The sequence below is a fragment of the Nonomuraea sp. NPDC049419 genome (assembly GCF_040676995.1).
GTDB classification, from domain to species: domain Bacteria; phylum Actinomycetota; class Actinomycetes; order Streptosporangiales; family Streptosporangiaceae; genus Nonomuraea; species Nonomuraea salmonea.
The window spans coordinates 569,936-594,766 of the sequence record NZ_JBFAQB010000001.1; the positions used below are offsets into that span (position 1 = coordinate 569,936).

Genomic DNA, 24,831 nt, shown 5'->3' on the forward strand with positions numbered 1-24,831 from the left:
CCCCGTCCCTGACGTCAGCTGATCGCGCTCACTGAGGGGGCGCGAACCCGCCCGGAGTCGCCTGCGGCGGCTCCGGGGCGGGTGGCGGCGGCGGCGGAGCCTGCCGCTCGGCCGGCGCCATCGGCCCCGGTTGCGGGAACGGCGGCGCCGGCTGCGCGTATGGCTGCGGCTGCATGGGACCGGGCTGGGCCGCGTAGGGCGGCTGCGGCGCAGCGTACGGCTGCTGGGCGAGGCCCATGCGCTGCGTGAAGCGTTCCTGCTCCCGCCGCCGGCGCTCGGCCAGGACGGCGCTCAAGTAAGCGTGCGGCGGCACCCCGGCAGGGGCGGCCGGCGAGACGTAGGCCGCCGTCTGGGTGGCGATGCGCACCCCCATCTCGTGCTGGACCTGCGGCGACAGATCGTGCCATCGCGCCAGGTATTGCCGGGCGGCATGGGCCACCTCGTCCGGCAGCTGCGACAGCTCAAGCGTGGCGGCCCAGGCCGCGAGCTGCGGCGGCATCATGACCTGCTGCGCCCGGTCGCGCGGGGGCCGGTCGGAGATCACGATCGTGCCCGCGAAGATGTCGCCGAGCCGCTTGCCCCGCTGTGAGATCAGCGACGAGATCAGCGCGGGCGCCCCCGACAGCAGCCAGAACTCCAGCACGCCCGCCAGCCCCCTGAACAGCGCCTGGCGGAACCGCACGGGGCTGCCGTCGTCGCCGACCACCCGCAGCCCGAGTATCAGCTTGCCGATGCTGCGCCCCCTGGTGAGCGACTCGACGGTCACCGGAAAGCCGACGAGCACCAGCACCACCAGCGTGATCATGGCGGCGCCGAACATGGCGAAGTCGGTCACCGCGGCGAACATGCCCAGCAGCGAGTAGGCGGCGACCAGCAGGAGGACCTGCACCACCAGGTCGATGATGATCGCCAGGGCGCGCGTGGGCATCTGGGCCACGCGTACTTCGACGACGACGGCATCCCCGGTTACGACCTCGGACATATGTGGAGCCTAACGGCTCATCCGCGGTGATCGAGCGGCCAGAATGGTCGGGTGGACATCGATGCGTTCGTCACGGCACACCGCCCGGTCTGGGACCGGCTCGACCATCTGGTCAAGCACCGCTCGTCGCTGACCGGCACCGAGATCGACGAGCTGGTCGAGCTCTACCAGCGGGTGGCCACGCATCTGTCCATCGTGCGCTCGTCGTCCACCGACGCCATGCTCGTGGGGCGGCTGTCGGCGCTGGTGGCGCGGGCCAGGTCCGCGGTGACCGGCGCGCACACCCCCGCCTGGCGCGAGCTGACCCGCTTCTTCACCGTCTCGTTCCCCGTCGTGGCCTATCGGGCGCGGTGGTGGTGGCTGGCGAGCTCGCTGGCGTTCCTGGTGGTCTCGTGGGTGATCGCGGCGTGGGTGGCGGCCAACCCCGGCGTGCAGGCCACGATCGGCAGCCCCGACGAGATCGCCCAGCTGGTCAACGAGGACTTCGCCGACTACTACTCCGAGCACCCCGCCGCCTCGTTCGCGGGCCGGGTGTGGACGAACAACGCCTGGGTGTCGGCCCAGATGATCATGTACGCGTTGGTGCTGGGCCTGCCGATCCCGTACGCGCTCTACGCCAACGCCGAGAACGTCGCCGTCTCCGCCGGGCTCATGGCCTCCCGCGACAAGCTCGACATCTTCTTCGGCCTGATCCTGCCGCACGGCCTGCTGGAGCTGACCGCCGTCTTCCTGGCCGCCGCCGTCGGCATGCGGCTCGGCTGGACCGTCATCGACCCGGGCCCGCGCCGGCGGCTCGACGCGCTGGCCGAGCAGGGCAGGGCCGTGATGAGCGTGGCACTGGGGCTGGTCGTGGTGCTGTTCGTGTCGGGGCTGATCGAGGCGTTCGTGACGCCGTCAGGGCTGCCCACGTGGGCGCGCGTCGGCATCGGCGTGCTGGCCGAGGTCGCTTTTCTCGCGTACGTGATCGGCTTCGGCCGGCGCGCCGCCCGCCGCGACGAGACGGGCGACATCGAACGCGCACCCGACGTCGCCCCCACCGCCTGACCCTTCCTGACCGCCTGACCCTCCTAGAGGCGGCCGGCGGCCTTCAGCGCCAGGTAGGCGTCCGCGAGCGCGGGGGCGATGTCGTCCGGGGGCGCGTCCACGACCTCGACCCCGTGCCTGCGCAGCCGGGCCGTGATGCGCCTGCGCCCGAGCCTCGCCTGCTCGGCCGCCGCCGCGTCGTAGACCTGCTCGGCCGTGTCGCGGCGCTCGGCCATGGCCGCCACGCTCGGGTCGGACACCCCGGCCACCAGCACGAGGTGCCGCGAGGAGAGCTGCGGCAGCACCGGCATGAGCCCCTCGTCCATCGCCGCCGGGTTGAGGTCGGTCAGCAGCACGACCAGGCAGCGCCGCTTGGCCCGCGCGAGCACCGCCGCGACCATGCCTTGGGCGTCGGCCTCGACCAGCTCGGCCTCGATCGGCGCCATCACGTTGACCAGCGACGACAGCAGCTCGGTGCGGGACGCGCCGCTCACCCAGGCGCGTACGGCCCGGTCGTAGGCCAGGAAGTCCACCTGGTCACCGGCGCGGGCGGCGAGCGCGGCCAGCAGCAGCGCGGCGTCCATCGACCAGTCGAGGCGGGGCCAGCCCGGCGCGGGCGGCGCGTCGGGGCGTACCAGCAGGCCGCCGCCGCCCGGCTGCTCCCCGGCCAGCGGCACGGGGGCGGCGCCCACCCGGCCCGCCGAGGTGCGTCCCGTGTCGAGCACGATGAGCACGCGCCGGTCACGTTCGGGCCGCCACGTCCGTACGACGACGTCGTGCCGGCGCGCGGTGGCCCGCCAGTCGATCGAGCGCACGTCGTCGCCCACCACGTATTCGCGCAGGGAGTCGAACTCGGTGCCCTGGCCGCGGACGAGCGCCGGGTGCTGCCCGTCGAGCTCGCGCAGCCGGGCCAGGCGGGAGGGCAGGTGCTTGCGCGACAGGAACGGCGGCAGCACGCGTACGGTCCAGGGGGACTGATGGCTGCCCTGGCGGGCGGCCAGCCCCAGCGGGCCGACCGAGCGCACGGTCACCGCCACCGACGACCGGTCGCCGCGCCTGGAGGGGGAGAGCGTGATGGTGATCTTGCGGCGTTCGCCGGCCGGCACGTCGAGGGGCACCACCCGGGGAGCCGCGCCCGCGGAGGGCGGCCAGGCGTCCCTGAGCGCGCCGCGCACCCGCCGGCCGCCCGGGTTCTCCACCACCAGCTCCACGGTGGCCCGCTGGCCGAGCCGCAGCAGCGTGTCGCCCGAGCGGTGGAAGCGCAGCGGGCGTACGGCGCCGGCGAAGGCCAGGTCCACCACGATGCCGGCGGCCAGCAGCAGGCACACCCCGGCCAGCGCGGCCCCCGGCTGCGGCGCGAACAGCACCACCACGATCCCGATCGCCGCCAGCAGCCCGGCACGTCCGGTCAACGCCATCGGCACACCCGCCCTGCGAGTCCGGTGGCCGGCATCAGCGCGGGACCGGGACGGAGGCGAGGATGCCGTCGAGCAGGCCGTCGGCGGTCGCGCCCTCCAGCTCCGCCTCGGGGCGCAGCTGCACGCGGTGCCGCAGCGCGGGCCTGGCCAGCGCCTTGACGTCGTCGGGCGTGACGTAGGCGCGGCCTGACAGCCACGCCCACGCCCGCGAGGCCGCCAGCAGCGCCGTCGCGCCTCGGGGTGAGACGCCGAGCTGCAGCGAAGGGGAGCTCCTGGTGGCGCGGGCGACGTCCACGATGTAGCCGAGCACCTCGGGCGCCACGTGGACGGCGGCCACCGCCTCGCGCCCCGCCGCCAGGTCGGCGGCCGACGCGACGGCCTTGACCTGCGACAGGTCACGCGGGTCGAACCCGAGCGCGTGGCGTTCGAGCACCGCGATCTCCTGCTCGCGCGGCGGCAGCGGCACGGTCAGCTTCAGCAGGAACCGGTCGAGCTGGGCCTCGGGGAGCTGGTACGTGCCCTCGTACTCGACGGGGTTCTGCGTCGCGCACACCACGAACGGGTCGGGCAGCTCGCGCGCCGCGCCCTCCACGCTGACCTGCCGCTCCTCCATCGACTCCAGCAGCGCCGCCTGCGTCTTCGGCGGCGTGCGGTTGATCTCGTCGGCGAGTAGCAGGTTCGTGAACACAGGACCCTCGCGGAACTCGAACCGCGCGGTCTTCGTGTCGTAGATCAGCGACCCGGTCACGTCGCCCGGCATCAGGTCGGGGGTGAACTGCACGCGCTTGAAGTCGAGCGCCAGGGCGGCGGCCAGCGTACGGACCATCAGCGTCTTCGCCACGCCAGGCACGCCTTCCAGCAGCACGTGCCCCCGGCACAGCAGCGCGATGACCATCCCCGTCACCACCGCGTCCTGGCCGACCACGGCCTTGGACACCTCGGCGCGCAGCGCGCTCAGCGCCTCCCTGGCCGAGTCGCCGCCCTGCTGTGGCGCGCGGTATGTGCTGTCAAAGCTCACTGACGGTCCTTTCGATGGAGTCCAGATAGCGGGCCAGCGCCACCAGCCCCGCGTCGTCCTTTGGCGGCGGGCCGTAGAGCGCGTCGCCGACCAGGTGGGCGTCCTCGCCCGTACGGGCCGCGAGCGCGGCCACCACCTCGTGCCTGCCCGCGCCCGATGCGAGCCCCAGCCGGGGCGTCAGCCGGTCGATCGTGCCCGCGCGCAGGGCGTCCGCCGCGCGTTCGCGGGCGCGCCTGGCGCGGTAGAGCCGGCCCCTGCCCTCCACGGTCTCGGCGGCCCTGACCACGACGGGCAGCTTCTCCGCCACCACCGGGCCGAGGCGGCGGCCCCGCCAGAACGCGGTGACCAGCACCGCGATGGCCGTCATGTAGATGGCCCAGCGGATGCTGCCCGGCATCAGGTCGTACATCGAGGCGCCGCGCTCGCCCGGCAGGGCGGACGGCGGCGGGGTCTCCGGGCGGACGACCCAGATGACCGGCTTGCCGGTGCCGACCAGGTTGAGCGCCAGCGCGGCGTTGCCGTCCTCGGCCAGGCGCTGGTTGGTCATGAACGAGCCGTCGCCGACGACCGTGATCGTGCCGCCGCCGTACGGGTAGCGCACCAGCGCGTGCCCGTCGTCGGCCGGGTAGCAGGCGGTCGCGCCCGAGGGGCCGCGCAGCCGGAGACCGCCCAGGTAGGCGCTGCCCGCCGCGGTCGCCGCCGGCAGCCCGCACTCGGGCTCGCGCGACCTGGTGCGGGCCGCTTGGCCTGGCTCGACCTGGATCCCCGGGGCGAGCGCGCTCAGGCCCGGCACGGCGCCGACGATCACCCGGTCGCCTGGGACCCTGGCCAGGGCGTACTGGTCGATGTAGGTGGTGTCGGTGACCAGCAGCAGCCGGTCGCCCGCCGCCCCCTTGGCGGCCGCGGCCTGCGCGGTGTCGACCCGCTCGACGGTCACCCCCTGCTTGCGCAGCAGCTCGGCCAGCGCCTTGGAGCCGGAGAGCGAGGTGTCATCGGGGTCCAGCGGCCGTGACGGGCCCGAGTCGCCGGACAGCAGCACGGATAGCACCCCGAAGAGCACCGCGATGACGCCGAGCAGCACGAACAGCCGCCCGGCGCGCCAGGCGGAGCGCGCGGTCGGCGAGGTGGAGTAGGACGTGCCCGTGGTGGTGAGGCTCACGGGCGGGCCCCCGTCGGCCCAGCGGGGCCCTCAGGGCCGGTGGGGCCCATGGGGCCAGGGCCGGCGGGGCTGTCAGGGCCGGTGGCGGCCGTCACCAGGGGGACCGGGCGGGCTTGGCGGAGGCGGTCGTCCAGGCTCGCCATCGTCTCGTACGCCTCCCTGGTGCCCGCCGCCCCGCCGTAGGTCACGTCGTCGAACGAGCGGGCCGCGGCGGCGAGTTCCCCGGCGAAGCCAGGAAGCGCCTGGGCCGCTTCAGCCGCGAGCTCGTCGGCCGTGCGCCCGGGCAGACCGTCGACCAGCGCGCGTTCCTCCAGGTCGCGGGCGATGGCGCGGAGCCGCTCCTGCAGAGCCTCCGTCCAGCGGCCCTCCGCAGCGAGGCGCTCGGCGGCCTGGCGGTGCTGGGCCGCCGTCATGGCCTGCGCGCCGAACAGGGCGCCGTCAGGCGCCGCGTTGCGGCGGGAGGACTTGCGCAGCCGCCAGCCGATCAGCGTGATCGCGCCGAGGATGATCGCCGTGATCACGATGGCCGCGATGACGCCGCCCGTCGTGCCGCCGCCGGTGGCGACGTCGATGATGTCGCCGAGGAACTGCGTGACCCGCCGGTAGATCAGGTCGAGCAGCGGCTCCCTCGCGTAGTCGGGGTGGAGGAGCTCTTCCGCGGCCCGCCGCGCTGCCTCCTCCCGATCGATCGGGCTCACGACCGCGCGGAGTTGCTCGGGTGCCACAGCTCGTCGGCCGAGTCGTGCACCCAGCCCTGGCGCTGCTGCTCGATGGCCGCCGTCTGCAGCACGAGGTCGAACGCCTCACTGCGCATGCGGCGGTCGGCGTACAGCAGGCCGGACACGCCGGCTTCGAACGGGTAGGTCAGCATCGAGCCCAGCATGGTGCCGAGCGCCAGCAGCACGGCGGCCAGGACGGTGGTCGCGATCGAGTCGGCGCCGAGCATGCCGAACAGGGTGCCGGCCATCGTGAACGGCACGGTCAGGATGCCCGCCACGAGCCCGACCAGCAGGGTCGTGAGCAGCAGGATGCCGAACACCCGCCAGAAGTCGCCGGTGACGAGCTGCCACGAGCGGCGCATGGCGTCGATGGGCCCCCGGCCCTCCAGCACCACGGCGGGCGAGGCGAGCGCGAAGCGGGTCCTGAAGAACAGGTAGTAGCCGACGTACAGGATGAGGAACAGGATCGTCGCCCCGAACAGCCACCCGAGGTCGGACGCGCTGGCGTTGAGCGCGAGCGCCACCATGATCAGGGTGAACACGATCAGCGGCACGAGCATGATGACGGCCATCAGCCCCACCACGCCGAACAGCGCGGGCACCCGGCCCTTGACGAGCCGCCACGCCTCGCCGGCGCTGAGGTTGCCGCCGAAGACGGCCCGGCCGAGTATGCGGGTCAGCACGCCGGTCAGCAGCGTGACCACGACGAACTGCACGGCGTAGGAGATGAGCGTGCCGCCGTATTGGCCGATGACGCCGTAGACGCTGTTGAGCTGGGCCTCGGCGGCGCCGGTGGGGTCGTCGAGCGCGACGCGGGTGGCGTCGATCACGAACGCCTGCCCCACGGCCAGCGGGACGGCGGCGATCAGGGCGGCGATGGCCGACAGGCCGAGCACCGCCTTGGGGTTGGACCTGATCAGCTTGATCGTGCCGTCGAGGATGTCGCCGAGCCCGAGCGGGCGCAGCGGGATGATGCCGGGCCGCAGCGCCGGCGGGTGCGGCATGGGAGGGCCGTAGGGCGGCTGCTGCCCATAGTGCTGCCCGTGCTGCTGCCCGTGCTGCTGGTACGGCGGGGGCGGTGGGTAGGGGGCGTGCGGCCCTTGCGGCGCCTGCCGGTGCGGCGGGCCGCCATAGGGCCCTTGTTGCTGCGAGCCGGGCGCGGTCCAAGGGGAGGCCGGCGGGGCGCTGTAGGGCGGGGGCTGTTCGGCCGACCAGCCTGATGGCGTCTCGGGCGTGGGACCGTGACCGTCTGACATATCCCAATCCTGGCATGCTGGGCCGAGGGTTGCGTCACGGAGCGGAATCGCCGCCTCATCTTGACCGCATTGGTTGAGGAATCGGGGCAAGGTTCGCGTCCAGGGATGGCCGAAAGTCGCCTTGTTACCGCAGACTGAGATTGCGGTCGCGGGGGCGGACCTAAAATTCGCCTTTTGCAGGGCTCAGGTCACACTCATGGGCCGACCAAGGGTAACCTTCAGCGATCGTGCGGGTATGTCCCACAATGCGTAGAACGAATGAGGGGCCATGAAAGGTCGCGTGCTGGTCGTCGACGACGACGCCGCTCTCGCCGAGATGCTGGGGATCGTGCTGCGAGGGGAAGGCTTCGAGCCGTCATTTGTCTCCGATGGCGACAAGGCCCTCGACGCGTTCCGGGATACACGCCCGGACCTGGTGCTGCTCGACCTGATGCTGCCGGGAGCCGACGGCATCGATGTCGCGCGCAGGATCAGGGCGGAGTCGGGGGTTCCGATCGTCATGCTCACGGCGAAGAGCGACACGATCGATGTGGTGCTCGGCCTCGAGTCGGGCGCCGATGACTACATCGTCAAGCCGTTCAAGCCGAAGGAGCTGGTCGCCAGGGTGCGGGCGCGGCTGCGCCGCACCGATGAGCCGACCCCCGAGATCCTGCAGATCGGCGACATCACCATCGACGTGGCGGGCCACTCGGTCAAGCGCGGCGAGGAGACCATCAACCTCACGCCGCTGGAGTTCGACCTGCTGGTGGCGCTGGCCCGCAAGCCGCGCCAGGTCTTCACCCGCGAAGTGCTGCTCGAGCAGGTGTGGGGCTACCGCCACGCCGCCGACACCCGGCTGGTCAACGTCCACGTGCAGCGGCTCAGGGCCAAGATCGAGAAGGACCCCGAGCACCCCGAGATCGTCGTGACGGTCCGCGGCGTGGGCTACAAAGCCGGCCCGGCCTGACCCTCGTTCCGCTCCGCCATGCCCCCGACGACGAGACGTAAAACCCGCAGACGGACACTTCGCCAGATCCTCGGCGGCGTCCGCCGGCGGGTTCGGCGTGCGGCGGGCAGGACGCGCAGCGTCTGGCGGCGCTCGCTCCAGCTCCAGGTGGTCACCAGCACACTGGTGATCTCGGTGGTCGTCGTGGTGGTGCTCGGCACCTTCCTGTACGGCCAGATCTACCGCTCGGTCGTCGACAGCAGCACCCAGTCGGCCACCAACGAGGCGTTCACCGACCGGCTGCAGATCGCCGACGCGCTGGCCCCCGAGACCGACGACCCCGCCCAGTCCACCGACTCCGGCAAGCAGGGCGTGGTCAACCGGCTCGACGAGGTCATGAACACCGTCGCGGGCACCGGCGAGGACGGCTCGGGCAAGCGCTACGACGTGCTGATACTCAACCTGACGACCCCGGGGGAGTCGCGGGCGTCCGGCAACGTCGTGCCCGCCAACGTGCCTGAGGGGCTGAAGCAGAGCCTGCGGCGCAACATCAAGAACCACCGCTTCGACAAGACGGTCGCGTCGATCCAGACGATCAAGTTCTCCGGCGAGAGCCAACCGAGGCTCACGTTCGTGGTGGTCGGCGCCGTGCACCAGCCGGACGGCCGCAACTACGAGGTCTACCACTTCTTCCCGATGACCGAGGAAGAAGAGATGCTCTCCAACGTCCGGCTGGCCATCGTCGTGGTGGGGCTCGGGCTGGTGATGCTGCTCGCCGCCATCGCGTACCTGGTGGCCAGGCAGGTCGTCACCCCCGTACGCCTGGCCCGCCAGGCCGCCGAGCGCCTCGCCGCCGGCAAGCTGGACGAACGACTCAAAGTACGCGGCGAGGACGACCTGGCCAGGCTCGCGAACTCGTTCAACGAAATGGCCGCCAACCTCGCGCTCAAGATCCACCAGCTCGAAGAGCTCTCCCAGGTGCAGCGGCAGTTCGTCTCCGACGTCTCCCACGAGCTGCGCACCCCGCTCACCACCGTCCGCATGGCCGCCGACCTGCTCTACGACGCCCGCGAGGACTTCGACCCCATGGCCTCGCGCTCGGCCGAGCTGATGCAGGCCCAGCTCGAACGCTTCGAGTCGATGCTGGCCGACCTGCTGGAGATCAGCCGCTACGACGCCGGCGCCGCCACCCTCGACCTCGACCCCGTCGACATCCGCGACGTCGTGCTGCGCGCCATCGGCGACTCCGAGGCCCTCGCAGAGCGCCACTCCACCCGCTTCGAGCTGCGGCTGCCCAACGAGCCCTGCATGGCCGAGATCGACAACAGGCGGGTCGAGCGCATCCTGCGCAACCTGCTGTTCAACGCCATCGAGCACGGCGAGGGCCGCGACATCGTGGTCACCGTCGGCGCCGACCGCGACGCCGTCGCCGTCGCCGTACGCGACCACGGCATCGGCCTCAAGACCGGCGAGGAGACGATGGTGTTCGACCGGTTCTGGCGGGCCGACCCGTCGCGGGCCCGCACCATCGGCGGCACCGGGCTCGGCCTGGCCATCTCCCGCGAGGACGCCACCCTGCACGGCGGCTGGCTCCAGGCGTGGGGCCAGCCCGGCGAGGGCTCCCAGTTCCGGCTCACGCTGCCGCGCACGGCCGGGGCCGACCTCAAGGGCTCGCCGCTGTCGCTGGTGCCGCCCGAGATCGAGATGCGGCGCACGTGGCGGACCTCCATGACGCCCGTGCTCCTGCCCGCCTCCGCAGACGGGGCCGGTCATGACGAGGACTAGACGGCTGGCCGCGGTGGCCCTGCTCGCGGTCGTCGCCGTGCTGGCGGGCTCCGGGTGCTCGGTCATCCCGCCGAGCGCGCCGTACACGGTGAACGACGAGGGCGCGGGCGACCCGCTGACCAAGCCGTTCCAGCGCATGATCGCCATCGGGCCGCAGCGGGCCTGGGGGGCCATGGAGACGTTCAGGGGCCTGCAGAGCGCCATGGCCGCCTACCCCGAGGACCCGGCCGTCCTGCAGCAGTACCTGACGCCGCAGGCGCGGCAGAAGTGGAGCGCCGCGGGCCCTGTGACGGTCATCGAGGACCTGTACGAGGTCGTGCCGCCCGCCTCGATGGACGGCACCGAGCCCGCCATGAAGATCACCGTCAAGGGCCGGTGGGTGGCGCAGATCAACGAGGACGACTCGTACAAGCCGACCGCCGGGCCGTGGTCGCAGGACTTCGAGCTGGTCAGAGACCCGGGCGGCGGCTTCCGGGTCAACAGCCTGCCCCAGGGGCTGCTGCTGACCGCCGCCGACGTCGCCCGCGCGTACCGGCCGACCAACCTCTACTACCTCGGACGCGACGGGCAGCCGCCGCTCGTCGTCGACCGCGTACGCCTGCGGCTCAAGACCACGGAGACCTACGCGCAGACCGTGCTCAAGCGGCTGCTCAAGCCGCCGACCGAGGCCCTGCGCGGTGCGGTCACCACCGGTTTCCCGCCCGGCAGCGCGATCGAGTCGATCCGCTCGGGCGAGGAACGCGTCGTGATCAACCTCTCCGGTGACTTCGACGTGCTCGACCTGAGCGCCGAGGACGCCCTGCGCGCCCAGATCAGGCACAGCCTCAACAACAACGAGATCGCCAAGGGCCGCATCATCGAGGTCCAGGTGGACGGCGAGCCGTACATCACCGACCGCCCCAACACCGAGGACAGCTGGCTCGGCGACGGCGGCGAGCGAGCCTACTACGTCAGCCGCGGCGCCCTGCACTACCTCGGCCAGGACGGCGCCGCCGGCGCCGTCGCGGGGGCGGCGGGCGAGCAGCGCGACGGCTACTCCGACTTCGCCGTCTCCAAGGACGCCGGCGGCGTCTCGGTCGCCGCGCGCACCTCCACCGGCGTCTCGGTCGCCGGGCTCAGCCCCGACGGGCGCTGGCAGCAGGTCATCCAGGGCGGCGACCTCACGCCGCCGACCTGGCGCAGAGACGGCACCCTATGGACGTACGACCGCAAGAACGCCAACCTGCTGCGCTACGACCCCAAGAGCGGCCGGGGCCCCGACGTCGTCCCCACGCCCAAGCAGCTCGTCGGCCTGAACATCACCGGGCTGCGCATCGCCAGGGACGGCGTGCGCGTGGTGGTCACCATCGACGACGAGACCGTCCAGATCGGGGCGCTCATCGGCGAGGGCGGCGGGGTGGAGCTGGGCAACCTGCAGTCCTTGACCACCACCGAGGGCAGCGACCAGATCACCGACGTGGCCTGGGCCGACGACCTGCGGCTGCTGGTGCTGGTGGAGAGCAAGGCCGGGCAGATACTCAACGAGATCAACGTGGGCGACGGGCAGACCAGCGGCGTGCCGCTCAAGGACCGCGTCACCTCGCTCGCCGCCCTCAACGATCGGATCCTGGCGGCGGTCGGCAGCGGCGGCGACGCCAAGATCCTCGAGCTCAACCAGGACCGCCAGACGTGGACCGCCAAGATCGAGTCCGACGCCGCCGAACCCCTGTTCCCCCTGGGCTGACGACGCGCTGCCCGCAGCGGAACTGTCGGTGGCGGGGGGCATGCTGGGCCGCGTGCTGAGCGACGTACTCGATCTGGTGTTGCCCGCCTCCTGCGTGGGGTGCGGGGCGAAGGGGGCGTCGTGCTGTGCCCGCTGCCAGGCCGCGCTCACCGTCGCGCCCGCGCGGCGGATTCCCGTGCCGGCGCCGGCCGGTCTGCCCGACTGCTGGTCGGCGGCGCCGTACGACGGGGTGGTCCGCAGGATGATCCTGGCCTACAAGGAGCGGGGGGCGGTCGCGGTGGCAGGTGCGCTGGCCGACGCGATCGCGCTCACGGCCGTGATGGCGCTCGGGAGGGTGCAGGGCGGCTTCGCGGTGGTGCCCGTGCCCAGCTCGCGGCGGGTGCGCAGGGGAAGGGGGCACGACCCCGTGGGGCGGCTGGCGGTGCTGGTGGCGGCCCGCCTGCGGGCGTCCGGGCTGGCGGCCGAGGTGTGGACGGGCCTGGGGCAGGCGCGCGGCGTGACCGACCAGGCGGCCCTGAGCGGCACGGAGAGGGCCGCCAACCTGGCGGGGTCCCTTGAGGTCATGCACGCCGCGAAAACGCCTCCAGGAGCCTTTGCGCTGCTCGTGGACGACATCGTCACGACGGGAGCCACACTCGCCGAGGCGGCGCGGGCATTACGAGCGGCGGGCGTGCGACCGCCGCTGGCCGTGACCGCCGCCGCGACACGCCGAAGATCTTGAGGATTATTACGGTCACCGTCCGTGAGAAAAGATCGTTTTCACCAACTGTCCACGAGGTCACATGTCTCTGTCCTGTCACCCCTGTGCTCCACTTCGGACACACCGGACCTGCCTCCGCACAAGGGATCCCGACCGGTTGGCCGCCGCATCGCACGTCGCTTACCCACCCAGGGGAAATCACGGAAAGTGATCCTTCGGGCAGGGCTCCGGCTGACATTCGTGCTGGATGCGGATAGCGTTCTGACATGGCACCCGTTCGGGTCCGTGGTTGCGCAGGGTCGGGGTCCCCGGCTCTGCTAGCCGATGCCAGCCGCAGGCAAAACGGTCCACGTAAGGCGACTCTTTGTCGACCGATCACGGTGCGGCTTAGGGGTAAGTCCTGCCTTCCCGGGGGTCCAGATGTCCCCCGTCAGAAGAGAAGGGCAGTAGTGGCGACAGCGCTGCGAGACCCTCAGCAGGCGAATGTGGGGTCGAAGACCAGGTCGGCCGGGCGGGTGCCGCCCGAGAACCCGGTGACGCGACGTCGGAAAGGGGAACGGTGGGAGAAAGGCGAACAGTGCACCCCGTCCGGCGCACCCGTCGTCGGGCGCTCTTGCTCAGTCGTTAGACCGAAGGGGGGCTGTTGCATGGACATCATCGTCAAGGGCCGGCACACAGGAGTGAGTGAACGGTTCCGCGACCACGTGACGACCAAGCTGGCCAGGATCGAACGTCTGGACAACAAACTCATCCGGGTCGATGTGGAGGTGTCGAAGGAACGCAACCCGCGTCTCGCAGGACAGCGCGAGCGCGTGGAGCTCACCATTCACTCGCGAGGGCCCGCGATCCGCGCCGAGGCGTCGGCCGACGATCGCTTCGCCGCCCTCGACCTAGCCCTCGACAAGCTGGAAGGCCGCCTCAGGAGGCTCGCCGACCGGCGCAAAGTCCATCACGGCAACCACTGCCCGCCCTCCGTGGCGGAGATCACCAGGACACTCCCAGGCGCCGTCGAGCCGGCGCCGCGCGCCCAGACCGCCGTCCCCCAGCAGGCCGAGGCCGAAGAGGACGAGCGGCAGGAGAAAAGCGATCAGCTCTACGACGACATCGTCCCGATCGAGATGGACGGCGACGGGCCGCTCATCGTCCGCGAGAAGTTCCACCGAGCCGAACCCATGACCATCGACCAGGCCCTGCTGGAAATGGAGCTGGTCGGACACGATTTCTACCTGTTCCGTGACAAGGAGAGCGGGCAGCCGTGCGTCGTCTACAACAGACGCGGGTACAACTACGGCGTGCTGCGGCTCGTAGAGCCCTGATCGTGCGCTGAAAGATCTTCTCGACCACCCGAGAACCGCCGGGTACATGCCATCATGGCGGTCCAACGGCTCTGGCCCCCCGACGAGGAGGAGACGTGAGCGAGCTCAGTCAGGCGCAGGTGAGCGAGCGAAACGAGGGAATGTCAGGCGCGAGGCGGATCAAGGAGGCCTCGTGACCGAGTCTGACGAGTCCCGCACACAGGCGAGCGAGCCGATCCGCGTGCTGATCGTGGACGATCACGAGCTGATCAGGCGGAGCCTGGCACTGGCGCTGGCCGCGGAGCCTGACATCGAGGTGGTCGGTGAGGCGAGCGACGGGCAGGAGGCGGTCGAACTGGCCGATCGCCTCATGCCCGACGTCGCGCTCATGGACGTGCGCATGCCCCGGCAGGACGGCATCGAGGCCACGAAGGGCATCAAGGCCTCCGTCCCGAGCACTCGGATCATCATGCTCACGGTGAGCGACGAGGAAGAGGACCTCTTCGAGGCCATCAAGGCGGGAGCCACCGGCTACCTGCTGAAGGACGTCCAGATCAACGACGTACCCGCCGCGGTGCGGGGCGTGCACGAGGGCCAGTCGTTAATCAACCCGGCGATGGCGGCCAAGCTGATCAGCGAGTTCGCCAACATGAGCCGCAAGGAGGCCGAACGCCCGCCCCAGCTGCCGGTCCCCCGGCTGACCGACCGGGAGATGGAGGTGCTGCGGCTCGTCGCCAAGGGCATGAACAACCGGGAGATCGCCAAGCAGCTGTTCATCTCCGAGAACACGGTGAAGAACCACGTCCGCAACATCCTCGACAAACTGCAGCTGCACTCGCGGATGGAAGCCGTGGTCTACGCAGTACGCGAACGCATGCTGGAAATCACCTGACCCCACCCGCCACCCCCACCCCCTGTGACCAGCAGCCGAACGATCAACCTCCGGCTGGCGCACGGCGCCTGCACTCCGAGCTCGTGTGCAGCGAACGCCGCACCATGGCGTGTGCGTGCCAAAGGCCGCCCCAGGAGCCAGGCGCAGCGAACACCGCCTCCCGGCCGGCGTGTGCAGCCGCCGCACCCCGGCGGTGTGCGGAACGTACCGCACCTCGGGTCGTGCGCGGCCGGCGTCGCACCGGTTCGCGGCTCCCGCCCTTGCGGCTCGGCTCGTCCGGCTCTTGCACGCGTCCCCATCGCGTCTGCTGAGATCTCGTTGTGCGTTGCTGGTGTAACCCGCCTGTGCGCCCTCGCCGTGGGCCTCGCCCCGCAACGTCGATGAACCGACGCTTGCCATGGCCCGTGGTGCAGCCCAGCCCTTGAGGTGCGGCTGTGCAGCACACGGCCATGCCGTCCTATCCGTGGCGCGCCACTGGGCCCGGCCCCGGCGTGCGGTGCCGGCGGGCCGGGTCAGGGGGTGTTGAGGAGCGGGAGGAGCTCTGGGGGGTCGGCGCGTTCGACGCGTACGTTGTCGCAGCCGACCCATGAGGCCGCTGACCACAGGGCCTCGCGCATGGCGTCGGCCCACTTTCCTGCCGAGAGGCCCGGTTCGAGGCTGAGCCGGCGAGCCACCAGGGTCGAGCCTTCACGTGCCGGGTCGACTCGGCCGATCAGGCGGCCGCCGGCGAGCACGGGCATGGTGAAGTAGCCGTGGACGCGCTTGTGCTTGGGGACGTACAGCTCAAGGGTGTAGTTGAAGCCGAAGACCCGCTCGGTGCGGCCCCGATGCCAGATCAGGGAGTCGAACGGCGACACCAGCGTGGTGCGGTGGCGGCCGCGGGGCTCGGCGGCCAGGGCGGCCGGGTCGGCCCAGGCGTTGGGCCGGCCGCGCTTGCCCGGCCAGCCGGCGACGGTGACCGGCACGAGGCCGGCCGCGCCGCTGTGGAGGGCCTCGTCGAGGATCTCGCCGAAGCGGCCTCTGACGCGGATGAAGTCGGTGAGGTCAGTGCGGTTGGCGACGCCGAGGCTGCGGCCCGCGATGGCGGTCAGGCGGGTGATGCACTCTTCGTCGGACGGCTCCTCGGCCAGCAGCTCCGGCGGGACGGCGCGTTCGGCCAGGTCGTAGACGCGGCGCCAGCCGACGCGCCGGGTGCAGACCAGCTCGCCGATGTCGAGCAGCCACTCCAGGCCGATTTTGGAGTCGGACCAGTCCCACCACGGGCCGCCGTTCTTGGCGCCGCCCACGTCGGACGTGGTCAGCGGGCCGAACTCGCGGGCCTGGTCGAGCAGCTTCTCGACCCCGTCGGGGACCTCGTGCCAGCGCTGTTTACGCGCGCGGAAGGCCCGGCGGCGGAACGAGTAGAGGGGCCAGTGCTCGATGGGCAGGAGGCAGGCGGCGTGGCACCAGTATTCGAAGCTGAGCGCCGGGTCGTGCCAGTAGGCGCGCTCGACCGCAGGCCGGCCGACCGCGCCGAGCCTGGCGTAGGCGACCAGCTCGTGGGAGCGGGCGAGCACCGAGATGGTGTCGAGCTGCACGGCGCCCAGCCTGCGGAGCATGGTGTGCACCCCGCCCTTGCGCGCGTCGGCGCCGATCAGGCCCTGCGCGCGGAGGATGACGCGCCGGGCCTCGTCGGGGGTGAGGTCGGTGACGTCGCTCATGTCAGCGGGTCCGTACGGCGATGCATGCGAGCAATCTAGCGGCGGCCACCGACAAAACCGCCCGCCCCTGCACGGCTTGCCCCACGGCCCGGCCCCGGCTCAGGCGCTCGTGGGAGGCAGGACCTGCTCCCTCGCCGGTTCACTCCCTGAGAGGGCGGAGCCCGCTCATCGGGCGATCCTCCTGGCGCCGCCTGGGCGAGTGCCGCTGGTTGCCCAGGTGGAGCGGGGCCGGACAGCGCGGGTTGAGGACTCGCCGGAGGCGTATTCGGGGGGAATGGGGTGGTTTGGGGTAGGGGACACGCCCGGGTGTAGACGTAAAGGTCAGGATAGGGAAACGGCGGGCTACCCGGTGATCGGGCGCCCGCCGGTCGATGCCTGCGTCAGCGGTGGTCCTCGGCGCGCATCCCCACCCGGGGCGCGTCGATCACGACGTCGGTGAAGATGTCGAAGACGAGGGCGAGGATTCCGCCGACGACGAACACACCGGCGCCGATCCAGACGACCGTCCAGTTGTCGGCCGTCAAGCCGAAGCCGGCGACGACCGTTCCCACCAGCATCACGGTCACCGCGAGCCACGAGGACGCGCGCCCGCCGTGGCTGCCGAGATGCTCGGTTTGCTCCGACTTCTTCCCCTCAACCATGACTAATCCTTCCTTTGCCGGAAATCCCGCAATTGGTGCGAGCCGGCTCTCCACCGGCATACCCTCTGCCTTCCCCCCATTCTCCCAGACCCGTTCCGTGCCCTCGTCGGCACGGTGGCTGTGTCTGGTTGCGGAACCGCCTACGATGGCAGGCGGGGAAGTTTGTCTCGGCCTCTCCTCCTGGCGGCGCCGCCGGGGTAGACCTGCGAGGAGCTTTACATAAAGTGGCAGCCATTCTCGACAAGATCCTACGTGCCGGCGAAGGCAAGATCCTGCGCAAGCTCAAGCGGATCGCAGACCAGGTCAACTCCATCGAGGACGACTTCACGAGCCTGTCCGACGCGGAGTTGCGCGCACTGACGGACGAGTTCCGCCAGCGCCACGCGGACGGTGAGAGTCTCGACGACCTCCTGCCCGAGGCGTTCGCGACCGTGCGCGAGGCGGCCCGCCGCGTGCTCGGCCAGCGGCCCTACGACGTGCAGATCATGGGCGGCGCCAACCTTCACATGGGCAACATCTCCGAGATGAAGACCGGTGAGGGCAAGACGCTGACCTGTACGCTGCCGTCCTACCTCAACGCGATCGCGGGCAAGGGCGTCCACGTCATCACGGTCAACGACTACCTGGCCAAGCGTGACGCCGAGACCATGGGCCGCGTCCACCGCTTCCTCGGCCTCGAGGTCGGCTGCATCGTCTCCGGCCAGCAGCCCGACGAGCGGCGCAAGCAGTACGAAGCCGACATCACTTATGGCACCAACAACGAGTTCGGCTTCGACTACCTACGCGACAACATGGCCTGGACGCTCGACGAGTGCGTGCAGCGCGGCCACTTCTTCGCCATCGTCGACGAGGTCGACTCGATCCTCATCGACGAGGCCCGCACCCCGCTGATCATCTCCGGCCCCGGCGAGCAGTCGGGCAAGTGGTACCAGGAGTTCGCCAAGATCGTGCCCCGCCTGCGCAGGGGCGTCGAGGCGAAGAACCCGGGCGAGGAGAGCACCGGCGACTACATCGTCGACGAGAAGAAGCGCACGGTCGGCATCCTGGAGTCGGGCGTCGAGAAGGTCGAGGACTGGCTCGGCATCGACAACCTCTACAAGCCGGAGCACACCCACCTGGTCGGCTTCCTGAACAACGCGCTCAAGGCGAAAGAGCTGTTCAAGAAGGACAAGGACTACATCGTCGCCGACGGCGAGGTGCTCATCGTCGACGAGTTCACCGGCCGCATCCTGCACGGCCGCCGCTACAACGAGGGCATGCACCAGGCCATCGAGGCCAAAGAGGGCGTGAAGATCAAGGACGAGAACCAGACGCTCGCCACGGTCACCCTCCAGAACTACTTCCGCCTCTACGAGAAGCTGGCCGGCATGACCGGTACGGCGACCACCGAGGCCAACGAGTTCCACCAGACGTACAAGCTCGGCGTCGTCCCGATCCCGACCAACCGGCCGATGATCCGCAAGGACCAGCCCGACGTGGTCTACAAGACCGAGGACGCCAAGTTCAACGCGGTGGTCGAGGACATCAAGCAGCGCTACGAGGCCGGCCAGCCGGTGCTCGTCGGCACCACCTCGGTCGAGAAGTCCGAGCGGCTGTCCAAGGCGCTCAAGCGGCGCGGCGTGCCGCACGAGGTGCTCAACGCGAAGAACCACGCGCGTGAGGCGTCGATCATCGCCGAGGCGGGCCGCAAGGGCGCCGTCACGGTCGCCACCAACATGGCCGGTCGAGGCACCGACATCATGCTCGGCGGCAACTCCGAGTTCCGCGCCGACCTGGAGCTGCGCCAGCGCGGGCTCGACCCGGTCGAGACGCCGGAGGAGTACGAGAAGGCCTATGCCGAGGCGCTGGAGAAGGCGCGGGCGGCGGTCAAGGCCGAGCACGACGAGGTCACCAAGCTCGGCGGCCTCTACGTCCTCGGCACCGAGCGCCACGAGTCGCGCCGCATCGACAACCAGCTCCGCGGCCGTTCCGGCCGTCAGGGCGACCCCGGCGAGTCGCGCTTCTACCTGTCGCTCGGCGACGACCTCATGCGCCTGTTCAACTCGGCCAGGGTCGAGATGATCATGACGCGGCTCAACATCCCCGACGACCAGCCGATCGAGTCCGGCATCGTCTCCAAGGCCATCGCCTCCGCCCAGCACCAGGTCGAGCAGCAGAACTTCGAGATCCGCAAGGACGTTCTGAAGTACGACGAGGTCATGGACCGTCAGCGCAAGGTCATCTACGCCGAGCGCCGCCGCGTCCTCGAGGGCGCCGACCTGCACGAGCAGGTGCGGAGCTTCATCGGCGAGGTGATCGAGGGCTACGTCCAGGGCGCCACCGCCGAGGGCTTCGCCGAGGAGTGGGACCTCGAGAAGCTGTGGAAGGCGTTCGGCGAGCTCTACCCGGTCACCGTCCGCATCGACGACCTCATCGAGGAGGCCGGAAACCGCGAGGAGCTGACCGCCGAGCTGATCAGCGAGCGGATCAAGGCCGACGCGCTGGCCGCCTACGACCGGCGCGAGGAGGAGTTCGGCCCCGACACCATGCGTGACCTCGAGCGCCGGGTGATCCTTTCCGTCCTCGACCGCAAGTGGCGCGAGCACCTCTACGAGATGGACTACCTGCGCGAGGGCATCGGCATGCGGGCCTACGCGCAGAAGGACCCCAAGATCGAGTACGCCCGTGAGGGCTTCGAGATGTTCTCCGCCATGCTGGAGGGCATCAAGGAGGACTCCGTCGGCTTCCTGTTCAACCTCGAGGTCGAGGTCCAGGAGAACCCGATCGTCGAGGAGGAGGACGCCGCCATCGCGGAGACGCGCTCGATCATCGCGCGCGGGCTGCGCGGCCCGCAGCGGCCGGCCGAGCTCGAGTACACGGCGCCGGGTGAGCAGGGCGACGTCGAGCACGTGAAGGTGCGCACGACCTCCGAGGAGCGGGCGGCGTACGGCAACGTCGAGCGCAACGCGCCCTGCCCCTGCGGGTCGGGCAAGAAGTACAAGCGCTGCCACGGCGACCCGAAGAACGCCGCCTGAGCCGGTAAGGCGACTGCAGAACCCCCGCTCTCGCGAGAGCGGGGGTTCTCGCGTTCTCCGGCGTTTGGATGTCGGTGCGGGCCCGCTGCGCGCTGCGGTGTTCTCCGGCATTCGGATGTGGTGCAGGCCCGCTGGGCGGCGTTTCAGGCGGGTTCGACGTCGGTGCGGGCCCGCTGCACCTCGTGGCGTTTTCAGGCGGTTTCGACGTCGGTGCAGATCCACTGCATGCCGCGGCGTTCCAGGCGGAGGGCGAGGACGTGGTCGCGGGTGGTGCAGTGGATGACCGTGCACAGTTCGAGGGCGCCGTCGCGGGGTTCGGTCAGGTGGACGCGGCCGGCGAACGGCGGGCGGTCGCTGTTGTACATGCGGCCCGCCTTCACCAGGCCGCGGTAGGCGCTGTCGGTGAGCCGGTCGGCGACGCTCCCGGGCGGGCGGCGGCCGGCCAGCACCTCGGCCACGGCCTGGCTGAGGTGGCGCAACCGGCGCTCGTCGGGCGGCGTGCCCGCCGGGCCCCACACCATCGGAGGGCGGTCGAGGGCCAGGGAGCCGTGGGTGCTGGGGCCCTCGTCGTACGGCGCTGCGGCGATGGGGCTGAGGGCCATGCGAAACCTCCAACTCAACGGCGAAGAAAGAATCGTTATAAGGAGTTTTCGGTCCGGCCGAAGAATACAAACGGCACCAACTTCGGCGGGTGGGGGCGAGGTATGTCCGCCGATGCGGCGGAAGTCGGCAGGAAGTTGGAGTGGTCTTGGGTGGGCTTGATCATTTGCGGGCGGCGGCCCCGGTGTTTTAGAGCGTCCCCAAAGGTTTGGGGCAAGCAAATCAGGGAGTTTGCGCGGTGTCCTTATCCGGGGTGTCCGGTTCGCGGCCGGGAGTCGGCAGGTCGAGACGGCGGATGAGGACCGCGAAGAGGGCGTAGTAAAGGACGAAGTAGAGCACGCCGAACGCCAGGATCAGCGGCACGCCGTGGGTGTTGGACTTGGTGGCGTTCAGGGCCAGGTCGATGGCGCCGCCGGAGAACGTGAAGCCGAGCCTCGCGCCCAGCTCGGCCATCAGCGCCATCGACAGGCCGGTCAGCAGCGCGTGCAGGACGAACAGCACGGGCGCGACGAAGATGAACGCGAACTCCAGCGGCTCGGTGATGCCGGTGACGAACGCCGTCAGCCCGGCCGACAGCATGATGCCGCCGACCGCCCTGCGGCGATGGGGAGGCGCGGCCCGCCACATCGCGATGGCCGCGCCCAGCAGGCCGAACATCATGACGGGGAAGAAACCGGTCATGAAGATCCCGGCGCCCTGCTCACCGGCGAAATAGCAGTTGAGGTCGCCGGCCGCGTCCCTGGTGGCGCCGTGCACGCCGGCCCGGCACTCGGGGAGGGTGAACCAGACGATGGTGTTGAGGAAGTGGTGCAGGCCGATGGGGATGAGCAGGCGGTTGGCGACGCCGTAGATGCCGGTGCCGGCGGTGCCGTTCGCCGACAGCCAGTCGCCGACGTGCGAGAGCCCGTCGCCGATCGGGCGCCACGCCAGGCCGAACGCGACGCCGATGAGCAGCGCGGCGACGGCGGTGATGATCGGTACGGCCCTGCGCCCGCCGAAGAAGGCCAGCCAGGATGGCGGCTTGACGCGGTGGAAGCGCTGCCAGAGCAGGGCGGCGGTGAGGCCGATGACGATGCCGCCGAGGACGCCGGTCGGGTTCTGGGCGCCCAGGTCGAGCGCGGGGGTGCCGTCGTGCAGGGTGACGGCGACCTTGGTGTAGACGGCGCCGTGGCCGGCCTCGAAGAACAGGGTCTTGGTCACCCGGTCGAACACCAGGTAGCCGACCAGGGCCGCGAGGGCCGTGGAGCCGTCCGACCTGCGGGCGAAACCGATGGCGACGCCGACGGCGAACAGCAGCGGCAGGTTCTCGAACAGGGCGCCGCCGGCCGCCGCCAGCACGCCGGCCACGGGGAGGAGCCAGGGCAGGGTGCCGCCGAGGCCGTCCGCGCCGAGCAGGTCGGGCTGGCCGAAGCGGAACAGCAGCCCCGCGGCCGGCAGGACCGCGATGGGCATCATGAGCGAGCGGCCGATGCGCTGCAGCACCGCGAACGCCGCGGACGACCAGGCGGGCGGCACGGCCGTCGATCACCCCATTTCCCGCACCGGGCCGTACGCGCCCGGCGACGTGTCGCGGGGGATCGCCGGTTACCTCCCCTCGGCGAAGGCGAGGAAAACGCCGCCGCCCCTCGCGGCGTCGAGGTCGGGCTCGGGGTGCGGGGACGTGCCGTCCCGCGTTGGGCCGGGGGGAGCGCGCCGGGATCTGGGTGCCGGGGACATGCCGTCCCGGGCTGGGGTCAGGGACGGGCCGTCCCGTGGCGGTGTCAGGTTTCGCCGGAATCCACGTCGGGCTCGGGTTCGCGGCCGGGGGTCTGGATGTTGAGGCGGCGGATGAGGAAGGTGAAGACGGCGTAGTAGAGGACGCCGTAGACCGTGCCGATCGCCAGGATGCCCGCCAAGTTCTCGGTGTTCGACTTGCTGGCGTTCAGGAGCAGGTCGAGCAGGCCGGCGGAGAAGCCGAAGCCGAGCTGGCCGCCGATCAGGGTGGTCACCGCCATCGCCAGCCCGGTCAGTACGGCGTGGACCACCAGCAGCAGGGGCGCCACGAAGATGAACGCGAACTCGATCGGCTCGGTGATGCCGGTGACGAACGAGGCGAGCGCCGCCGACAGCATGATGCCGCCCACGGTGGCGCGCCGGTGCTTGGGCGCCGCCCGCCACATGGCGAGCGCGGCGGCCGGGAGGGCGAACATCATGATGGGGAAGAACCCGGCCATGAACTCGCCGGAGTGCGGGTCGCCGCCGAAGTAGCAGTTCCAGTCGCCGCCGAGGACGCGGCCGTTCACCTCGCACTGCGGCACGACGTACCAGACGACGGAGTTGGCGAAGTGGTGCAGGCCGAGGGGGATGAGCAGCCGGTTGATTAGGCCGTAGACGCCGGTGCCGATGGGACCGATGGAGGCGAGCGCCTCGCCGGCGTGGCTGATCCACTCGCCGATCACCGGCCACAGCCAGCCGAAGAGCACGCCGATGAGCAGCGCCGCGATGGAGGTGACGATCGGGACGAAGCGCCGCCCGCCGAAGAACGCCAGCCACGCCGGCAGCTTGATGCGGTGGAAACGCTGCCAGAGCAGCGCCGCGAGCAGCCCGATGACGATGCCGCCGAGCACCCTGGTGGGGTTCTGGAGGCCGTAGTTGATCATCTCTTTGATGCCGTCGGGCTGGACCTCCTTGATCAGGACGGTCTCTCTGATGTCCGAGCCGGCGAACATCACCTTCGTCACCCGGTCGAAGACGAGGTAGCCGACGACGGCGGCGAGCGCGGTGGAGCCGTCGGACTTGCGGGCGAACCCGATGGCGACGCCGACGGCGAACAGCAGCGGCAGGTTCTCGAACAGGGCTGCCCCGGCGGCCTCCAGCACCTCGGCGACCTGGCTCATCCAGGCCAGCCCCGCCACGTCGGCCAGGCCGCCCGGCTCGGCGCCGTTGGCGCCGAGCATGTCGGGCTGGCCGAAGCGCTGGAGCAGGGCGGAGGCGGGCAGGGCGGCGATGGGCAGCATCAGCGAGCGGCCCAGCCGCTGGAGCACGCTCATCGTGCGGGCGAACGGCGATGGCCGGGCGGCGGTGGTCTCGTTCACCGGGCGTTCCTCCGGGGGCATCTCTGCCGGGGACTGGGGGGTGTACGGCGCGGCGAACCCGGGCCGGCGTCAGCCCCGGCGGGCCGGCCCCTCCAGGAGGGTGCGCAACTGGTAGCGGTCGGCCCGGTAGGTGGACACGCCCAGCTCAGCGCACACCCCGCCGGAGAACGACCGGCGCTGCAGCAGCAGGACGGCGCCGCCCCGGGGGAGCTTCAGCAGGTCGGCGTCGCTGGGGTCGGCCAGGCCGCCGTCGATGGTGAGCTCGCCGGCGTCCATGACGAGCCCGTAGCGGCGCTCCAGCAGCTCGTACAGTGATTTATCCGACAGATCGTAGTCTGCCAGGTCGGGTGCGAGCTTGACCGGGATGTGCGCCCGCTCGATGGACAGCGGCTCGCCGTCGGCCGTCCGCAGCCGCTCGATGAAGTGCACCTCCTCGCCCGGCTGGATGCCCAGCTCCTTGGCCAGGTGGGCGCTGGCGCGCACCACGCGGCGGTCGAGGTCGCGCGAGCCGGGGATCATGCCGCGGGCCCGCATGTCGTCGGTGAACGAGGTGAGCTGCAGGGCCAGCTCGATCTTCGGCCGGGCGACGAACGTGCCCTTGCCCGGCACCCGGTGCAGCCGGCCCTCGGAGACGAGGTGGTCGACGGCCTGGCGTACGGTCATCCTGGACAGGCCGAAGCGCTGGCAGAGCTCGCGCTCGGACGGGATGGCCGCGCCGATGCCGAACTCGTCGCTGTCGATGAGGTCCAGCAGGATCTCGCGAAGCTGGAAGTATTTGGGCACCGGGCTGTCCGGATCGATGTGCGCCACGGATCCTCCCCTCGTCTCCGTCTGGGCTATGAGCTATGGTTCGTACTGGTCTAGTCCGGACTAGACCACCATAAGACGCAAAAGACGGTCAAGTCTG

General features: G+C 71.0%; 20 protein-coding genes. 8 read left to right on the forward strand and 12 right to left on the reverse strand.

The window, feature by feature from the left end:
* Positions 1-28 precede the first annotated feature (28 nt).
* Positions 29-982 (reverse strand): RDD family protein, encoded by a 954-nt coding sequence (locus tag AB0K12_RS02795; protein ID WP_364555133.1) that lies wholly within the window; start codon positions 980-982, stop codon positions 29-31.
* Positions 983-1,033: 51 nt separating this feature from the next.
* Here AB0K12_RS02795 and AB0K12_RS02800 point away from each other — a divergent pair, with 51 nt between their 5' ends.
* Positions 1,034-2,026 carry a stage II sporulation protein M gene (locus AB0K12_RS02800; protein WP_364555134.1) on the forward strand — a complete coding sequence of 331 codons (993 nt, stop codon included), beginning with the start codon at positions 1,034-1,036 and terminating at the stop codon, positions 2,024-2,026.
* Between the two features lie 23 nt (positions 2,027-2,049).
* Here the strand turns inward: AB0K12_RS02800 and AB0K12_RS02805 are convergent, their stop codons facing one another.
* The 5 genes from AB0K12_RS02805 to AB0K12_RS02825 are packed head-to-tail and all read right to left on the reverse strand — an operon-like array spanning position 2,050 to position 7,575.
* Positions 2,050-3,423, reverse strand: coding sequence for a DUF58 domain-containing protein (locus AB0K12_RS02805; protein WP_364555135.1), 1,374 nt, complete (start codon positions 3,421-3,423; stop codon positions 2,050-2,052).
* A 34-nt stretch (positions 3,424-3,457) separates the two neighbouring features.
* Positions 3,458-4,441: a MoxR family ATPase gene (locus AB0K12_RS02810; protein ID WP_355411391.1), complete on the reverse strand. Its 984-nt coding sequence runs from the start codon at positions 4,439-4,441 to the stop codon at positions 3,458-3,460.
* Positions 4,431-5,600, reverse strand: a complete 1,170-nt coding sequence (locus tag AB0K12_RS02815; protein ID WP_364555136.1) for a DUF4350 domain-containing protein — start codon at positions 5,598-5,600, stop codon at positions 4,431-4,433. Before AB0K12_RS02815 ends, AB0K12_RS02810 begins: the two co-directional genes overlap by 11 nt.
* The gene (locus AB0K12_RS02820; RefSeq protein WP_364555137.1) at positions 5,597-6,298 is read right to left on the reverse strand and encodes a DUF4129 domain-containing protein; all 702 of its coding nucleotides are present in this window, start codon (positions 6,296-6,298) and stop codon (positions 5,597-5,599) included. Before AB0K12_RS02820 ends, AB0K12_RS02815 begins: the two co-directional genes overlap by 4 nt.
* Entirely contained in the window at positions 6,295-7,575 is a 1,281-nt protein-coding gene (locus AB0K12_RS02825; protein WP_364555138.1) for a glycerophosphoryl diester phosphodiesterase membrane domain-containing protein, read from the reverse strand. Before AB0K12_RS02825 ends, AB0K12_RS02820 begins: the two co-directional genes overlap by 4 nt.
* Positions 7,576-7,843: 268 nt before the next feature.
* Between AB0K12_RS02825 and mtrA the strand changes: the two genes are divergently transcribed.
* The 6 genes from mtrA (at position 7,844) to AB0K12_RS02855 (ending at position 14,895) form a co-directional block, all read left to right on the forward strand.
* Entirely contained in the window at positions 7,844-8,521 is a 678-nt protein-coding gene (gene mtrA, locus AB0K12_RS02830) for an MtrAB system response regulator MtrA (protein ID WP_043620615.1), read from the forward strand.
* Positions 8,522-8,539: 18 nt separating this feature from the next.
* Positions 8,540-10,285 (forward strand): MtrAB system histidine kinase MtrB, encoded by a 1,746-nt coding sequence (mtrB, locus tag AB0K12_RS02835; RefSeq protein ID WP_364555139.1) that lies wholly within the window; start codon positions 8,540-8,542, stop codon positions 10,283-10,285.
* Positions 10,272-12,008, forward strand: coding sequence for an LpqB family beta-propeller domain-containing protein (locus tag AB0K12_RS02840; protein ID WP_364555140.1), 1,737 nt, complete (start codon positions 10,272-10,274; stop codon positions 12,006-12,008). The genes mtrB and AB0K12_RS02840 overlap by 14 nt, the downstream gene beginning before the upstream one ends.
* Positions 12,009-12,060: 52 nt before the next feature.
* Entirely contained in the window at positions 12,061-12,729 is a 669-nt protein-coding gene (locus AB0K12_RS02845) for a phosphoribosyltransferase family protein (protein ID WP_364555141.1), read from the forward strand.
* A gap of 626 nt (positions 12,730-13,355) precedes the next feature.
* Complete coding sequence (gene raiA / locus AB0K12_RS02850) at positions 13,356-14,024, forward strand: ribosome-associated translation inhibitor RaiA (RefSeq protein ID WP_364555142.1); 669 nt, start codon at positions 13,356-13,358, stop codon at positions 14,022-14,024.
* A 172-nt stretch (positions 14,025-14,196) separates the two neighbouring features.
* Positions 14,197-14,895 (forward strand): response regulator transcription factor, encoded by a 699-nt coding sequence (locus AB0K12_RS02855; protein ID WP_364555143.1) that lies wholly within the window; start codon positions 14,197-14,199, stop codon positions 14,893-14,895.
* 512 nt (positions 14,896-15,407) lie between these two features.
* Here the strand turns inward: AB0K12_RS02855 and AB0K12_RS02860 are convergent.
* Together AB0K12_RS02860 and AB0K12_RS02865 are read right to left on the reverse strand one after the other, a co-directional pair.
* The gene (locus AB0K12_RS02860; RefSeq protein ID WP_364555144.1) at positions 15,408-16,595 is read right to left on the reverse strand and encodes a crosslink repair DNA glycosylase YcaQ family protein; all 1,188 of its coding nucleotides are present in this window, start codon (positions 16,593-16,595) and stop codon (positions 15,408-15,410) included.
* Between the two features lie 380 nt (positions 16,596-16,975).
* The gene (locus AB0K12_RS02865) at positions 16,976-17,296 is read right to left on the reverse strand and encodes an HGxxPAAW family protein (protein ID WP_364555145.1); all 321 of its coding nucleotides are present in this window, start codon (positions 17,294-17,296) and stop codon (positions 16,976-16,978) included.
* Between the two features lie 164 nt (positions 17,297-17,460).
* On the opposite strand from AB0K12_RS02865, the gene secA reads away from it, so the two are divergent.
* Positions 17,461-20,250 carry a preprotein translocase subunit SecA gene (secA, locus tag AB0K12_RS02870; protein WP_364555146.1) on the forward strand — a complete coding sequence of 930 codons (2,790 nt, stop codon included), beginning with the start codon at positions 17,461-17,463 and terminating at the stop codon, positions 20,248-20,250.
* Positions 20,251-20,441: 191 nt separating this feature from the next.
* On the opposite strand, the gene AB0K12_RS02875 is transcribed toward secA, so the two are convergent.
* The 4 genes from AB0K12_RS02875 to AB0K12_RS02890 all read right to left on the reverse strand — a co-directional run bounded on the left by AB0K12_RS02875 (position 20,442) and on the right by AB0K12_RS02890 (position 24,734).
* Positions 20,442-20,852: an Rv3235 family protein gene (locus tag AB0K12_RS02875; protein ID WP_364555147.1), complete on the reverse strand. Its 411-nt coding sequence runs from the start codon at positions 20,850-20,852 to the stop codon at positions 20,442-20,444.
* A 220-nt stretch (positions 20,853-21,072) separates the two neighbouring features.
* A complete protein-coding gene (locus tag AB0K12_RS02880; protein ID WP_364555739.1) occupies positions 21,073-22,305 on the reverse strand; it encodes a PTS transporter subunit EIIC in 1,233 nt (410 codons plus the stop codon).
* Between the two features lie 305 nt (positions 22,306-22,610).
* Positions 22,611-23,924 (reverse strand): PTS transporter subunit EIIC, encoded by a 1,314-nt coding sequence (locus tag AB0K12_RS02885; RefSeq protein ID WP_364555148.1) that lies wholly within the window; start codon positions 23,922-23,924, stop codon positions 22,611-22,613.
* A gap of 69 nt (positions 23,925-23,993) precedes the next feature.
* On the reverse strand, positions 23,994-24,734 hold the full coding sequence (locus AB0K12_RS02890) for a GntR family transcriptional regulator (RefSeq protein ID WP_345396618.1): 741 nt from the start codon (positions 24,732-24,734) through the stop codon (positions 23,994-23,996).
* Between the last annotated feature and the right edge of the window lie 97 nt (positions 24,735-24,831).

What these genes read in the sequence shown, in the direction of transcription:
- AB0K12_RS02795 (WP_364555133.1), bottom strand. Translation starts at nt 982, where the DNA reads ATGTCCGAGGTCGTAACCGGGGATGCCGTCGTCGTCGAAGTACGCGTG.
- AB0K12_RS02805 (WP_364555135.1), bottom strand. Translation starts at nt 3,423, where the DNA reads ATGGCGTTGACCGGACGTGCCGGGCTGCTGGCGGCGATCGGGATCGTG.
- AB0K12_RS02825 (WP_364555138.1), bottom strand. Translation starts at nt 7,575, where the DNA reads ATGTCAGACGGTCACGGTCCCACGCCCGAGACGCCATCAGGCTGGTCG.
- mtrA (WP_043620615.1), top strand. Translation starts at nt 7,844, where the DNA reads ATGAAAGGTCGCGTGCTGGTCGTCGACGACGACGCCGCTCTCGCCGAG.
- mtrB (WP_364555139.1), top strand. Translation starts at nt 8,540, where the DNA reads ATGCCCCCGACGACGAGACGTAAAACCCGCAGACGGACACTTCGCCAG.
- AB0K12_RS02840 (WP_364555140.1), top strand. Translation starts at nt 10,272, where the DNA reads ATGACGAGGACTAGACGGCTGGCCGCGGTGGCCCTGCTCGCGGTCGTC.
- raiA (WP_364555142.1), top strand. Translation starts at nt 13,356, where the DNA reads ATGGACATCATCGTCAAGGGCCGGCACACAGGAGTGAGTGAACGGTTC.
- AB0K12_RS02860 (WP_364555144.1), bottom strand. Translation starts at nt 16,595, where the DNA reads ATGAGCGACGTCACCGACCTCACCCCCGACGAGGCCCGGCGCGTCATC.
- AB0K12_RS02865 (WP_364555145.1), bottom strand. Translation starts at nt 17,296, where the DNA reads ATGCCGGTGGAGAGCCGGCTCGCACCAATTGCGGGATTTCCGGCAAAG.
- AB0K12_RS02875 (WP_364555147.1), bottom strand. Translation starts at nt 20,852, where the DNA reads ATGGCCCTCAGCCCCATCGCCGCAGCGCCGTACGACGAGGGCCCCAGC.
- AB0K12_RS02880 (WP_364555739.1), bottom strand. Translation starts at nt 22,305, where the DNA reads ATGATGCCCATCGCGGTCCTGCCGGCCGCGGGGCTGCTGTTCCGCTTC.